Annotated in this window: 17 protein-coding genes; 3 read left to right on the top strand and 14 right to left on the bottom strand. The window is 67.7% G+C overall.

Going from position 1 to position 13692, the window contains the following annotated elements; all coding sequences use genetic code 11:
- Nucleotides 1–120: 120 nt before the first annotated feature.
- The 3 genes from ABD156_RS29200 to ABD156_RS29190 all read left to right on the top strand — a co-directional run bounded on the left by ABD156_RS29200 (nt 121) and on the right by ABD156_RS29190 (nt 3187).
- Nucleotides 121–1164, top strand: coding sequence for a replication-relaxation family protein (locus tag ABD156_RS29200; protein WP_344280733.1), 1044 nt, complete (start codon nt 121–123; stop codon nt 1162–1164).
- A gap of 4 nt (nt 1165–1168) precedes the next feature.
- Nucleotides 1169–2125: a C40 family peptidase gene (locus ABD156_RS29195; protein ID WP_344280730.1), complete on the top strand. Its 957-nt coding sequence runs from the start codon at nt 1169–1171 to the stop codon at nt 2123–2125.
- A gap of 195 nt (nt 2126–2320) precedes the next feature.
- The gene (locus tag ABD156_RS29190) at nt 2321–3187 is read left to right on the top strand and encodes a hypothetical protein (protein WP_344280727.1); all 867 of its coding nucleotides are present in this window, start codon (nt 2321–2323) and stop codon (nt 3185–3187) included.
- A gap of 124 nt (nt 3188–3311) precedes the next feature.
- On the opposite strand, the gene ABD156_RS29185 is transcribed toward ABD156_RS29190, so the two are convergent.
- From ABD156_RS29185 to ABD156_RS29120, 14 genes are all read right to left on the bottom strand, one after another.
- Nucleotides 3312–3593, bottom strand: coding sequence for a hypothetical protein (locus ABD156_RS29185; RefSeq protein WP_344280724.1), 282 nt, complete (start codon nt 3591–3593; stop codon nt 3312–3314).
- Between the two features lie 172 nt (nt 3594–3765).
- Nucleotides 3766–4545, bottom strand: coding sequence for a M48 family metallopeptidase (locus tag ABD156_RS29180; RefSeq protein ID WP_344280721.1), 780 nt, complete (start codon nt 4543–4545; stop codon nt 3766–3768).
- Nucleotides 4542–5420 carry a DNA-processing protein DprA gene (gene dprA / locus ABD156_RS29175; RefSeq protein WP_344280718.1) on the bottom strand — a complete coding sequence of 293 codons (879 nt, stop codon included), beginning with the start codon at nt 5418–5420 and terminating at the stop codon, nt 4542–4544. Before dprA ends, ABD156_RS29180 begins: the two co-directional genes overlap by 4 nt.
- Before the next feature lie 71 nt (nt 5421–5491).
- The gene (locus ABD156_RS29170; protein ID WP_344280716.1) at nt 5492–6292 is read right to left on the bottom strand and encodes a hypothetical protein; all 801 of its coding nucleotides are present in this window, start codon (nt 6290–6292) and stop codon (nt 5492–5494) included.
- Between the two features lie 42 nt (nt 6293–6334).
- On the bottom strand, nt 6335–7543 hold the full coding sequence (locus ABD156_RS29165) for a hypothetical protein (RefSeq protein ID WP_344280713.1): 1209 nt from the start codon (nt 7541–7543) through the stop codon (nt 6335–6337).
- 159 nt (nt 7544–7702) lie between these two features.
- On the bottom strand, nt 7703–8230 hold the full coding sequence (locus ABD156_RS29160) for a hypothetical protein (RefSeq protein WP_344280710.1): 528 nt from the start codon (nt 8228–8230) through the stop codon (nt 7703–7705).
- 125 nt (nt 8231–8355) lie between these two features.
- On the bottom strand, nt 8356–9606 hold the full coding sequence (locus ABD156_RS29155) for a phosphoadenosine phosphosulfate reductase domain-containing protein (RefSeq protein ID WP_344280708.1): 1251 nt from the start codon (nt 9604–9606) through the stop codon (nt 8356–8358).
- Nucleotides 9607–9721: 115 nt separating this feature from the next.
- Nucleotides 9722–9988 carry a hypothetical protein gene (locus ABD156_RS29150; RefSeq protein WP_344280705.1) on the bottom strand — a complete coding sequence of 89 codons (267 nt, stop codon included), beginning with the start codon at nt 9986–9988 and terminating at the stop codon, nt 9722–9724.
- Between the two features lie 118 nt (nt 9989–10106).
- The gene (locus ABD156_RS29145; RefSeq protein ID WP_344280699.1) at nt 10107–10538 is read right to left on the bottom strand and encodes a hypothetical protein; all 432 of its coding nucleotides are present in this window, start codon (nt 10536–10538) and stop codon (nt 10107–10109) included.
- 116 nt (nt 10539–10654) lie between these two features.
- Nucleotides 10655–11035, bottom strand: a complete 381-nt coding sequence (locus tag ABD156_RS29140) for a hypothetical protein (protein WP_344280696.1) — start codon at nt 11033–11035, stop codon at nt 10655–10657.
- Between the two features lie 43 nt (nt 11036–11078).
- A complete protein-coding gene (locus tag ABD156_RS29135; protein WP_344280693.1) occupies nt 11079–11894 on the bottom strand; it encodes a hypothetical protein in 816 nt (271 codons plus the stop codon).
- A 5-nt stretch (nt 11895–11899) separates the two neighbouring features.
- Complete coding sequence (locus ABD156_RS29130) at nt 11900–12457, bottom strand: hypothetical protein (RefSeq protein ID WP_344280691.1); 558 nt, start codon at nt 12455–12457, stop codon at nt 11900–11902.
- Nucleotides 12458–12490: 33 nt separating this feature from the next.
- Nucleotides 12491–13078, bottom strand: coding sequence for a hypothetical protein (locus ABD156_RS29125; protein ID WP_344280689.1), 588 nt, complete (start codon nt 13076–13078; stop codon nt 12491–12493).
- 78 nt (nt 13079–13156) lie between these two features.
- Nucleotides 13157–13585, bottom strand: a complete 429-nt coding sequence (locus ABD156_RS29120) for a hypothetical protein (RefSeq protein ID WP_344280686.1) — start codon at nt 13583–13585, stop codon at nt 13157–13159.
- Nucleotides 13586–13692 lie beyond the last annotated feature (107 nt).

Here is a 13692-nt window from a genome sequence, read left to right as displayed (position 1 = left end):
GCCGGATTCATTCTCCCGCAGCGCCATGCGGGTCACCTAGCGCACGTCGCGGCCCGTTGAGCCGGTCCTGCGCTCCTCGTCCTTCGCCAACTACTGCCCACGACTGGGAGGTGCGTACCCATGATTTCCAATCCCACGCCACAGCGGGCATTGCGCGGACACATGCCGCAACGCCCCACACCACGCGCGGCCACCACCGGAGAACACCACGCCCAGCTCGCCGGGCGGCTCACCCTCCGGGACCGATGGCTGGCTCGCATGCTGCACGAGCACAAGGTGCTCACCACCCAGCAGATCGCGGAACTCTGCTACCCGAGCGTGCGCGCGGCCAACCACCGCTTGCTCGACCTCTACAAATGGCGAGTGCTGGACAGGTTTCAGCCGTTCGTCACCACGGGCACGTCCCCCATGCATTACGTGCTCGACATCGCCGGCTCGGTCGCCCTGGCCTATGAGGACGGCCTGAATCCTAAGCAACTCGGCTACCGCCATGAAGACGCCATCGGCATCGCCCACTCACTTCGCCTGGCACACACCGTCGGCATCAACGGATTCTTCACCACCCTCGTGGCACTTAGCAGGCGGGCCGGCGCACGCGGACGGCTGACCGCGTGGTGGTCCGAGCTGCGCTGTGGGCGGCTGTTCGGCGACGTGGTCCGCCCGGACGCCTACGGACGCTGGCGCGAGGACGGCCACCAGATCGAATTCTTCCTCGAATTCGACTTCGGCACCGAAGATCTCGGCAAGCTCGGACGCAAGCTCCACGGCTACGAAAAGCTCGCCACCGCAACGGGAATCACCACACCAGTGCTGGTGTGGCTGCCCACCAACCGCCGCGAAACCAACGCACGCAGGGCACTCGCTGACGCACTGTCCCAACTGGACCGTCCTGCCCTAGTGCCGGTAGCCACCAGCGCCGCGGACGTCGCGGGAGTGGCCGGCGAGAACAACCCCGCTGCCGCTCGGTGGCTGCCGATCTCCGGCCCGCCATCACGGCGGCCGGGCCGGCTACGGCTCGTCGAGCTCGCTCAACTCTGGCCCCACGCCGACCCGCCCGCCGCAGCGCCGTCGACGACGACGCCCTCACCCCAGCAGGGACCAGCAGAACTCACCGCGCCGGACCCGCTCCCGCCATCCGCACCCACCAGCCGCTTCCGGAGGTGACCTTATGAAGATCGCCGTTGCCGCTGTCGCGGCCATCATCGCCATCCCCATGCTGATCGGCGGCATCGGGCAAGCCGTCGTCAAGGCTCTCTTCGGCAGCAACAGCACCCAGCCCAGCCAGGAAGCACTCGCCGACATCCCCGGCAACTACCTCGCCCTCTACCAGCAAGCCGTGACCGCATGCCCCGGCCTGGACTGGTCGATCCTCGCAGCCATCGGCAAGATCGAAACCAACCACGGCCGATCAACGTTGCCCGGCGTTTCCAGCGGAGAAAACTACGCGGGGGCTGGCGGACCCATGCAGTTCCTTCAGTCCACATTCGACATTGTTGTTGCACGGCACCCGTTGCCAGCAGGAGGATCCACACCTCCGTCCCGATACAACCCGCATGACGCGATCTACGCCGCGGCGTACTACCTCTGCGACTCCGGAGCGCCCAAAGACATCCGCAGGGCGATCTTTGCTTACAACCACGCCGACTGGTACGTCAACGATGTTCTTGCGCAGGCGAAGAAATACGGCGACGCCATGGTCGGCACCGGCGACTGTAAGAACATCCAGGCGCCGAACCCGGCGACCGCAATGGCAATCAACTTCGCATGTGGCCAGATCGGCCTGCCGTACGTCTGGGGAGGGAACGGGCCGGCCAACGGAGACAAGGGCTTCGACTGCTCTGGATTGACCATGGCGGCCTACAACGCAGCCAGCATCGCACTGCCGCGTACGGCCCAAACGCAATACAACGCCGGTCCGCTGGTGCCGGCCGGACAGCCACTGCTGCCCGGAGACCTCGTCTTCTACGGCACGCCGGGCAACGTCCACCATGTCGGGTTGTACATCGGGGCTGGAAAGATGGTGCACGCGCCTGACTTTGGACAGCCGATTCAGGTCAGTGGGTACCGTTGGGGCGGCGACGACTATCTCGCCGCCTCGCGCCCCACCGTCGATTCTCGGATGTAGTTCCCTTCGTACCTCGACGATTCCAGATGTACCTGGGCACCTGTTCTTGCTGGCCGGTCGCTCCAGCCTGACCGGGCTGGAGCGACTCAGCAGTGCGTCCCGCTCGGGCCTGCTCGTGGTCGACGTCGCGGCACGCCAGGTCGTGCTCAACGAAATACATCACGGGCCACGGGTCCACTGAGGCACAATGACGAGGTGTTCACCCCCAGTGAGAACTGCTTCCTATGCGGCTCAGAGCCTTCGACGCCCACGGGTGAGCACGTGTGGCCCCAGTGGCTCCTAAAGGAGTTCCCTGTCTCCGACGGACCGTATGTCACCGAGAGGAACGGGCGCGCTGTCACCAACCGCGATGGCGTGCCGCGGCGCAACGCCGTCTTCCCTCGCGTCTTCCTGCCGTGCTGCATGTCGTGCAACGGGGAACTCGACCGCCGCTTCGAGAAGCCAGCCAAGCCGGTGATCCGCAGGATCCTGGGTAGTTCTGACGTCGAGCTCACCGCCGAGGAGGCTAACACCGCGGCGGAGTGGTTCATGAAAACCGCGCTCTTCCGCTCCCATCACCGAGTCAGGCACACCGATCCCGGCTCTCGGCCGTACGTGTGGTCTCCCGCCCCACCCGCCGATCTCTACCGATGGACGATCACCGGCGAGACGCCGCCGTCGAGTCTGTCGCTCTGGATCGGTCGGCAGCCTGACCAGCCCCACCCCCGCAAAGTGGCGATGCAACTTCCCCGAGTGCATGCGGACGGTCAGGAACACGTGTTCCAGGTCGCCCAGCACGGTCTGCGGTTCCTGTCCGTCACGCTGCTGTACCACCCCGGCTGGCCCGTCGAGCATCCTCACGAACGGACCGCTGAAGCCATCCGGTTGTGGCCGCCCCGAGACGCCGGTCAACCGATGACTCTCCAACGTCGCGAGCCGACATCCGACGTGCGCTGGGTGCGCGGCCTGGAGCTGCATTTTCACGCCGGCTACTACGGACGTGGGACGCTGCCGAATCTCGACGAGGTTGGTCTCGGCCTGATAGAGGGAGTCGACTTCGCGCGGGCGGCCCAACTCGATTGAGGCGCTCCGCCGATGACGCGCGTGCTAGCGCAGAGCGCACTCGGAGGCTTTCGGGTCCGGCAGGCGGCGAGTCGCGGCCCCAGCGTCCGCCTCCCTGCGGCTGGTCTCGTGGTCAGCTGGTGACTCACGCCTCGACGCCGTCGTCCTTGCCTTCGAGCAGCTTGTACAGGTTGGTCCGGTCCATCCCCAGTTCGCGGGCGACCTGAGCCTTCGGGACTCGGTCCTCGATGGCGGCGGTCATACGCTGAAACCGCACGTCACGGGCTGTCTTGAGTTCTTTGAGCGTCGTGACCCGTTGGGCCTGCAGCGCCGCTTCTTGATCACGGATGCTCTCCATCTGGTCGGTGAGCTTCTTGACTTCGGCCGCGCTCTCGCGAAGCAGCTCGAAGTGCTGTTCCTTGTCCACTTCCTGCCCTTTCCGGCTCGCTCCTCACGCCGGTCGCGCTGACCGCCACGTATGTTGTATCACGGTGTAGACGACCACACTGTCATTCGACACCGTGGACCTCGCGTCGGACCGGCCGAAGCTGCCGGTCCGGCACGAGAGCCTTGGCTGCCGAGCGGACGAACTATGGCGTTCATGACCTGGCGACCCAGTCGCCAAGCCAGGCGTGACGGCCGATCTCGGCCAGTTCTGTTCGGCGCTGCTGCCAGTCCGGCATCCAGAGGTACATCCGCCGTTGCCAGGCACGGCCGTGGGCGCGTCCGCTGGGCTGGGTGGCGTGCGCCTGCTCGTGGGCGAGCGCGTACTCGATAAGCGGCATCGGCAGGCCGAACACGGCCCAGTGCAGCGTCGTAGCGTGCTTCGGCGGTCCCTCGTAGATGCCCCAGCGGTGCCGTCCGAGATCGCGAACCGCGTAGCTCAGGCCGGTGATGCGGCCATCCAGTTCGTACTGGCGTCCTTCGCGGCGCAACCAGGCGAGCCCGGCCTGCTGGTACACCCCGATCACCGCACGTCGGACCAGCTCTCGCCGCTGTCTCCGCACAGACAGGAGGCCGTCGGACGTGATCAGAGGCAGACGTGCGGCACCCGCGGACGAGCCGTCGACGAGCTGGAGCCGGTAGCGCAGGCCGAGGAGGTCGAACTCCTCGCCGTTGACGAACTCCTTGACCGCGTGATCCGGAGCCAACCGCGTGGCGGTGACGACCTTCTCGGTGATCCATCGACGATGGCTGCCAACAAACCGTGCAACCTGCTCCGGGGCGGCCGTCGGCGGGATCAGTACGGCGATACCGCCTCCCGGATTGACCTGAATGCCGGTCGTACGGCGCCGCGGACGGATGGCCACCTCGACCTGCCACTCGGGTGGCAGGTCGAGGGCAGCCAGGGCGGCTCGGAAGGCGTCAGGGCCGGTCATCGCACTCCCTCCTGGTAGTTGATGTGCTCGACCGAGGTGGCCACGGTGGCGGCGCCGGTGCGCAGCAGCTCGTTCACGCCCTTCGACGTGGCGGAGTGGATCGGTCCCGGCACGCCGTAGACCCGGCGGGCGAGCTCTCCGGCGGCACGGGCGACGGCGAGGGCACCGCTGCGCTGCCCTGCCTCGACGATGACGGTCGCCGCGGCGAGAGCAGCCAGCAGCCGGCACCGCGCGTGGAACCGGATGCGGGCCGGTGGCGTGCCGATCGGGTACTCGCTGACCAGCAATCCGCCCTGCGCGATCACGGTCTGGTAGAGCCGAGCGTGCTGGTGCGGATAGGTCCGGTCGACCCCGTTGGCGAGCACCACCACCGTCCGACCGTCAGCAGCCAATGCGCCGCGGTGCGCCTCCTCGTCCACGCCGAGACCGCCGCCGCTGACGACGGTCACCCCGGCGCGGCCGAGCTCGTAGCCGAGGTCCGCGGCGATCGTGTTTCCGTACGCCGAGGAAGCACGTGCGCCGGTGACCGTGACGGCGAGGCTGGTGAGCTCGGCCAACGAGCCGCTGCCGCGCACCCACAGCGCGAGCGGGACGCCGAGGCTGGCCAGGCCGGTCAGTCGCCCGAGCGGCCAGTCGCCGTCTTCGGGCGTGAGCAGCCGCGCCGTGCCGCTGTCGAGGGCGCGCAGGTCGTCGTCGATCCGGGCGTCGGGCCGCCTGATCTCGCTGAGCACGGCGGCGGGGGCTGTGCCGTGTCGAATCTGCGCGACGGCATCGACCGGCCCGTGGACGGCGACGTAGTGGTGAATGGCGGGTGCGGGTGGTTCGGCCGCGTGCAGAAGGAACAAGCGGGCGTGCAGTTCGTCGTGTGCAGGCATGGTTCAACTCCTTGATGGGTTGGGTTTGTGCGGGTCCGCGGGCTTCGCGAGTGCGGTTGGCGCTGGTTCGCCTAGGGCTCGGTGCGGTCGTGCAGCGGGATGGGCAGGCGGTGACCGATCAGCTCCTCCCAGCGAGAATCGCTGGTGTGCAGGTGAGCACCGGAGGCCATGAACCACTTGCCGGGCGGGGCATCGGCCGGGCGCGCAACGAAGCGGCCGTACTGGAACAGCAGGTAGACGCCCGGCGCGTCGTCCGAGGGTTCGAAAATCCGGGCGAACGCGGGCAGCGTCCGCTCCTCCCCAACGCCGAGGATGGTCACGTAGCGGACGCGGGATGACAGACCGTTGTTCGGGCAGTGGATCGGGCCGGTCAGGATCTCCGCGCGCAGTCCCTTCCGGACGACCGGGACCTCGATGACGCCGTCCCCGAGTTCGGGGATCTGGTCGAGTTCCGTGATGCCCCACGGTGTCTCGGTGTACGCCGCGAGAAGCCGGTAGGCCGGGACGTAGTCGGCGCCATGGCGCACAGTGGCTTTGGCCTCGGCGGGTAGCCGGGTCAGCACCGTCTCGCGTAGGCGCTGCGTCCAGGCGTGCGCCTCGCTTGTATGCCAGCCGATCGTGCCGCTGGTCTGGTACTCGTAGCACTCCAGCAGGCACAGCACCGCGATCGGATGCAGCACGCGGTCGGTCACCGTCGCGACGTAGTCCGGCGGCTCACCGTCCTCCTGCTCGACGTCGCGGCGGGGTCGGTGCTGCTGAAGCAGCATCTGGCCGACCGGAGCGAGGTCGTCGAAGACGCCGATCAGGCCGAATTGCAGGCCAGCGTTGACGAGTCCGTCGATGTGCGCAGGGTGCAAGTCGAAACGAGACATAGCGGTATCCCTTCAAAGAGAACATAAATTTCGGTGAGGGGTTCAGGCCGCGTTGCTGCGGCGCTGGCCCTCGACGAGGGCTTGCTGCACGACGGCGACAGCCGTGTCGACGCGGCGTTCCAGCCGGACCAGTGCCTCGTCGGTGTGGTCGACCCAGGCGTCGGCGAAGCTGTCGAGCTCCTTGTCCTGTGCCTGGGCGGGCGCGACCGTGTAGAACTCCTCCTGGGTCGGATAGATCCCGTCGGAGCGCCTGCGGAGCCACAGCCGGCGGTGGGCATCTCGATCGCCATCGCGGGCCGGTGCTCCAGCGATCTCCTCGTTCTTCGTCAACGGGATGTCGACGAGCCGGCTGACCTCGGCCAGCGCGGTGTGGACGGTGCGGTGTCCACCGAGCAGGACGCTGTCCACGGATCGGGCCGCGTTGGCCGGCGCGTAGTAGAGCCGGCGTACGCGATAGATGGCCCACGGCATCGTCTTCATGCGGTTGACGGCGAGGGCGATGGGCTCGGTCACCTGGTCACGGCGCAGTCGGGTGATCAGTGACTTGCCGGGCCCGAACAGGCCGGATCGAGGGTTGAGCGCCAGACAGACGTACTCGTCGATGATGTGCTCTGCCGCTTCGGTTGGGAGCGAGGCGAACCGTGCGCGTTGCTCGGGCCAGCCGGATTTGTTGCCGGCGTAGGGGCAGTGTCGGCAGCAACTTTTCGGCCACGCCACGCCGAGTTTGCGGTACAGGTAGTCGAGGCAGTCCTGTCGGCTCCATCCCCATTCGTAGATCGGGTACGTGGGGATTCGTTGTCCGCCCATGGAATACGCGGAGTCGCGCGTGATCCTGGTTCCCTCGTGGACGTTGAATCCGATCGCGTGGATGTAGGACCGGTCACCGAACTCGTTGGCCCGCCAAGCATCCTGCGGTGCACCCTTTGCCTTTTGGCTGCACTTGCGGACTCCGCCGAGCTGCGGCATGGTGCCGGTGATACGGTTCTCGCGGGAAAGCTTGTACACTCCGTCGAGGTGCAGCCGGTACGGTTGTCTGGTGTCCTGAAGTACAGCGATGCCGTCCTTTTTGGTCGGGCCCTTGCGGGCGACTTCGACCAGGCGGATGTTGTGCTTGCGGAGCAAGGGAAGAATGTAGCGCTGGACCAGTCTTCCGGTGGTGCTCCACTCGTCTCCAGTCTGGGCGGTCACGACGACCAGGTTTGAGAAGTCCGGCGCGACCGTGTCAGGTCGAGCGGCCGGGTCGGTGAGCATGCGGTGGATCCCGGCCGTTGATTCCGCGCCCATCCCGTACGACCAGACGTAAGGCATTCGGTCGAGGGGCCTGGTGGTTGTTCGTGTCCTCCTTTGCATGTTGTCCTCCGTGGTGATGTCGTTGCCGGCAGGTGATCCGCGCGGTCTCAACGGCGGTGGTTAGAAGATGTTCGGCAGGCGCCAGGTGATGGTCCGGATACGCAACGGCTTCGTGCCGGCGTAGGAGGCGGCGAGGTTGCCGTGGTCGGTGATGACTCGATAGCCGGCGAGCCACACGGCGAACCACGGTTCGGCAGCAGCGCCTTGGCGGGCCGACGCGTCGGGTGCCGACAGCATGTTCGTGTCCAGCCGAGGCAGACACGAGCGGTAGTGATCCAGTCGTCCGCCGATCATCGGGCAGGACTGGCTGGTGTACGCGGCGCACCACGGGTGTAGCGCTGGCTCGCTCGTGCACTGCCGTGGCAGGTCGGACAATCGCATCATCAGCACGGCGCGGTGCTCCAGTGGCCGGCCGCACACTCCGCACCACCGGTTGAGCAAGGCGCGGCCCATCCGATCGCGATCGACCGAGCCGAACAGGTATCGACCGTCGGCCGCGCGGGGCGTGATCCAGGGCACGACAAGTCCACCCACGGTCGGGAGGTGGCGTAGCGACAACGGGATCGGGGGCACGGTGACGTCAGTCATGATCCTTTCTCCTGTCTCCATGGGGTTGTGGCGTCGCGCACGAACGCGAAGGCACGTGCGCGACACTGAAGGTGGGTGAATGACGGCCGGGCGACTTGCCCGTGTCGGATTCGGCGGCCGGGCTGTCAGGCGGCGCGTGACGTGGTGTCGCGCGCGCACCCGTTGGTGTGGCTGCCAATGCGGAGTTCGAGCCGCACGGTCTGGTTGTGGCAGCGGTACAAGGCGCGTGGGTCGAGCCAGTCGGTGTCCCGTTCGTCGTCCGGCACGAGGCCGACGGCGGTGGGTACGCCGAGATCGGCATCGGTGTCGGTGAACAACGTGCCGATGCCGAGCGTGATCTCCTCGCCGACCGAGGGCGTGACGGGTGCGAGGGACCGTGCGATGTCGCCGCAGTGGCCGGAGCGACGGGTTTCGATCACGATCGCGACGAGTCGTCCAGGTTGTCCGACGGGTGCGTTGTCGAATGAGACGTAGTCCTCGGCGTCTGGGCCGGTGAGCAGGAAGACGGTGCCGTAACGGTCGGACTGGCGCTCGAACTTCGGCCACCACAGTCGGCCTTGGCCGAGCTCGATCGTGGCTGTCTCCTCGGTGTCTTCCGCGGTTGCGGCTTGCTCGGCGGTGGCGATGATCTCGGCCATGGACAGGTCGTTGCGGAACCGGTGCCCGATCTCGGCTTCCAGCTCGGCGTACTCAGCAGCCAGCTCCGGGCGCAGTTGTGCGGCGCGAACGAGATCCGCGCGGCTGGCAAGTACGCAGAGGGAGCACGACAGCCGGGTCATGCCCTGGTCGTAGGCCGGGTGGTACGGCACGCCGGACGCATGGATGCGTTGCCATACCTGGGTTTCGGTCCAGTCGTGAATCGGAAGCCAGGTGTCGACGGTGCGCCGGCCGCTGCTGGCGGCCTCGTCACGGCTTAGGCGCGCCTTCTTCAGCCGTGCCCGCGATTCCTCGGCGCGCAGGCCCATGCAGTTCAGCACGCGGGCCGGACGGCCCAGATCACCGAGCTCGGCGACCAGTTGCGTGATGAGTTTCCGTGCAGGTCCTCGCTTCTGATCCGAAGTGCAGTAGCGAGCCGAGGCCGAAGGCCAACGCCCGCGGCGGCGAACCTGGTCGAGGAGCAGCCCTTGCTCGCGGTGGCGTTGTTCGTAGCGCACCCCGTAGTGCTCAGCCTGGGCGCGGGCGAGTTCGCTGGTACCGGGCCACTCGACGTGTCCGAGCGCGCAGTGCAGGACGGTGATGCGATCGAGGACTCCCGCAGTCTCGGCGAGAGTACAGACCTCATCGAGCATTGCTTGTGAGTCCTTGCCGCCGCTGCTGTTGACGAGGATGACGTCATAGGTGGCGAGGCCGGGCATTTCGTTGGTTGACGCGTGCATGAGTCACCTCTTCATCAACGTGACGCGATTTGATGTCCTGAGTGGACGAACAATGGAGCTGTCCGGCGGTGCGCGAATGGCGCGAGCGCGGGTCGACGCTCGCGCGATCGGTTTGTCAGCCCTCGAACGTGACGTCGCCCTGGACGCAGACGCGCAATGGAACGGTGCTGTCCTTGTCGTTGCGCAGCAGCCACGACTCGGTGTCGTCGAGATCGATCGAAACTCGGACCTGCCGGCTGGCCGGATCGACGTAGAGCGCGACGTGGACTCCGGCGACGGTGATCGTCGGCCGTTCGTCCTCGTTCGTCATCGGCTCGAAGATGGCTGCACGGTTGGCCGTACCGGCGACGACAGACAGATCGGTGTTGGCGGTGCTGTTCATAATGATCTCCTCGGAAGGCGGGTGGCCCTCATTGCCGGCCGCGCGGACGCGGGCCTGTGTGGCGTGGATGCGGGTGAGATGGTCCGACCGCGTGGCCGGCGAACTGCGGTGCCTGGTGCTAGCGGGCGGCGTCTGGGCCGCGCTGCGCCGTGGTGATGTCGCGGTGGTCCGTGCTGCGGTAGCTGGTGTCGCGGTCGCTCGTGGGCGTCCAGCCCAGTGCGGCCAGCAGCGGCCGGATACCGGCCCACCAGCCACCAGGAAACCGCCGGAAGAGCCATTCCTCGGCGGTGTAACGGTCTAGGTCGGCGTTGGGCCGCGGGATCACGATCGAGGTGGGACTCAAGCTGAACAGGTCGATCGTGATCACGAGAGCGCGGAAGGTGCCGCCGGATGCGGGACCGATCATGCTGGCGCTGGGTGCTGCGTTGATCAGCGTGGCGTGGTACCGGGTGGCGTCACCGGGGGCCCACCACGCCCAGCGCGGGCGTTCCGTGGGGACGTCGATCTCGGCGATGAGTTGCCGGGCATCGTGAATGTCGTTGGTAGTCATGGCGGTTCGAGCTCCTTCGGATGTGTATCAGCCCCATGCAGCGCGATGCCCTCCCCGTGTCAAGTTGGTGCTGGGGAGGGCATCGAGCTGAGGTGCGTAGCTGGTTGCCGCAGTGGTCAGGAGTGGCGGTGTCGCCGGATGGCATGCTCGACAGCGGTGGTGATCGTGTCGCCGTTGGTCTGCGAGCTCGCGTGCTGGTAGAGCGGCCAGGACCAGACGCAGTCGCGGCCGTCGCAGTAGATGCGGACGTGCCCGTCGTCTTCCTGGAATACCAAGGGAAGGCGGTGCCGCTCGGGCTCCGGCCGCCGGGGCGCGTTGCCCGGCAGGGTAAGGCGTGAGCCGTCGTGAAATCCCACGTCGACCCCGCGCTCGGCGAGGTGCTGCACGACGTGGCTGACCAGGTCTTGCGCGTTGACCTTGCCGACGGCCGAGCCGGGCCGAGCGGGGTTTTCGAGGTAGTTGTGCACCAGGTCTTCCAGTGTTTCGACCAGAATCATCGGGTGAGTCCTTTCGCGAGAACGGGTTGGCTGACGGGAGCGATTAGCCCCAGTTGCGGTGTTCGCGGTTCCACTTGGCTTCGACCTTGGGCGCCAGTTCGGCGCGCACGTCGTCCTCGGTCCGGCCGTGTTTGGCGGCGAGCGCGGCCAGGATGAGCTGCGCATCCTCGTGATACTCGGCGATGGTGTCGCGGTGGAACGCCACGTTGCGCTTGGTAAGGAGTCGGGCGTAGGACAGCGCGTCGATGTAGGAGCGCCGCGCGGTGAACTCGGTGTCGATCTGCCCGTATTGCTTGGTGCGCAAGGGTGTTCCGTCAGGTGCGGTGATAGCTTTGGCGGCCTTGGCTTTCGCGCGTTCGGCCTTCTCCGCTTCCCGCGCGAGTTGCTCCGGGGTCTTGATCCGGCTGGGCCGATTGCGGACGTCGACCGGCGCGCTGGGGTAGCACTCGGTGCACGCGGCCTTGCCGGCCTGCTCGACGATCTCGGTCTCGTCGTGCCCGGAGAACTGGGTGAGCCAGGCGAACCGGGTGGACGGGAAGCACGTTCGGCACGCCATGGTGCGGTGGACGTGGCCGCCGGTGTTGAGGACCAGCCACGCGCGGGTCCAGCCGCCCCGACGCTCGAACTCCGCATCGAGGGGGCGCGCGGCGGCCTCGCACTCGGCGATCGTCTGGCGGCCCTGCTCGATCCGGGGCCGCAACTCGGTCGCGTACTCGTCCATGCCGTCGTTCACCAGACGGCGAACGCGGGCGGTGAGCCCGTTGACGGTGTCGGTGGCCTTGGCGTGCTCGATACCGAGCCGGGCGAGCTCTTCGTCGATCTCGGACGGGGTTGCGGTCGTGGAGTCCTCGATGGGCATGGTGTTCACCTCGGAACGGGTTCGGGCCAGGCTGTGTCGGCCAGGCGAGGGCGTGGGAAGGCGTCGCCGGTGCGCCAGGCGCGGACGGCGGGGGCGACTTCGCTGGTGACGGCGCGGTCGAGGTCGCGGATGTCGATCGCGGTCCGGCCGGTGCGGCGGGCGTCGGCCGACAGGTCGAGGACCTTGGTGAGGCTGTCGGCCAGCAGCGCGGTCAGCGCGGTGGGCGGGTAGTCCTCGGCGACCGCGGCCAGCAGCCCGGCCATCTCGGTCAACGGCATGCCGGGGGTGGTGTAGTGGTCGAGCTGGCGGAACGGCAGCGTGACCACGTGCTCGGGTCCGGGCTCGGCGCCGGCCAGGGTGACCGTGCCGAGCTGGACGTCGGCACCGAGTTGGAAGACGTAGACCCAAAGGCCCATGCGGGTGGTCGCGCGGGTGAGCGACTGGCGCGGAAGGTGGCGGGCCCGTGCCACGTCGAGCGCCTTGGCGCGGTTGGCGGGCACGGTGAGCACGTCGTCCAGGTGGGCCCGTGACAGGTCGAGGCGGTCGTAGAACTTCACGAACACGAGGGACTCCCCTTTCGGTGTGGTGGCGCGGGTTCAGGCGCGGCTCTGGGCGAGTGCGCGGGGTGGCAGGGCGGTGGTGGTCCAGCCGTAGAGGTCGAAGACGTGGCGGGCGTGGGTGCGGCAGTAGAGGTCGAAGGCGCCGCCCTGGCCGGCGTGGGTGGCGCGGCGGTGGCAGTAGCGCGGGGGTCGGCCGTTGCCGAACTCGGTTTGCCAGGTGCACGCGCGCAGCCGGTGGACGCGGATGACGAGGCCAGGGCCGCCGTTGATGCCGGCCCAGCGGCCTCCGTCGACGTCGGTGGCGTGCCAGACGTAGCGGGTCCACCGTCCGCCGGACGGGGTGTAGGTGCGCCGGCCGATCTGGTGGGCGTCGGTGGGGTCGATCGTGGCCAGGTGTCCGCCGGGCCAGGTGGTCAGCGCGTCGCCGGCCGAGGACACGTAGGCGACGAAGGTGGTCGCGCGGGTCATGGCCTCGCGTTCGCGTTCGTCTGAGCACGGGTAGCAGCTCGTGGCGCCGGTGGTCGGGTCGATCGTGCGGCCGGTGCCGATCCCGCTGGAGTCTGGGGTGGGCGGGTGGCCGCAGTCGAGGACGTCCGCCACGGTGGCGGTTGAGGAGGTGGACATGGCGGTGTCGGTCCTTTCCGGCCGAAGGTGGTGCAGCAGAGAACTGGTGAGGTGGTCGAAGTGAGAAGGGTGATGCGGTTAGGCCAGCAGCCATCGGCGAGACGCAGGCGATTCCTGGCATGGGTCGAGGTGGTGCGGATCGGCGCCATCGCGGGCACTGCGGGCGACCACGAACCACCAGCGCAGCAACGCTCGGACCGCGCGGACGCGGCTTGGGGCGTTCGGCAGGAAGTAGACGAGTCCCCCGCCGCCTAGGAGGTGCGCACGGTCGCGGTAGGCGGTGGGTGACCATCGGCCACGCGTTCGGACGAGGCCACCGATGACGCTGACGGGCTGAGGAATGCCGTAGCACGCGGCGGCGCGTTCGTCGATCGTGACGATGTGGACGGTGTGCTCACCGGTCGCGTCGACGATCTGAGTCAGGGTCGCCATGCCGTCGCGGGAGTCTTGTCCGTTGACCCACAGCGTCACGACGGCGGTGGTGTGTGTGTTCGTGTTGTCGGGCATGGGAAGGCATCTCCTTCGAGGTGTGGGCAACGCGCCAATCGGTGGGCGGGTGTCGGCTGAGCGCAGCCGACACCCGCCGTGGGACCTCGTGTGCGGGAGCGGATTCC

This window comes from Amycolatopsis albidoflavus, from assembly GCF_039525725.1.
Lineage (GTDB): Bacteria > Actinomycetota > Actinomycetes > Mycobacteriales > Pseudonocardiaceae > Amycolatopsis > Amycolatopsis albidoflava.
The sequence above is the reverse complement of the archived record's forward strand: the minus strand, read 5'-3'. Positions and strand labels throughout refer to the sequence as shown.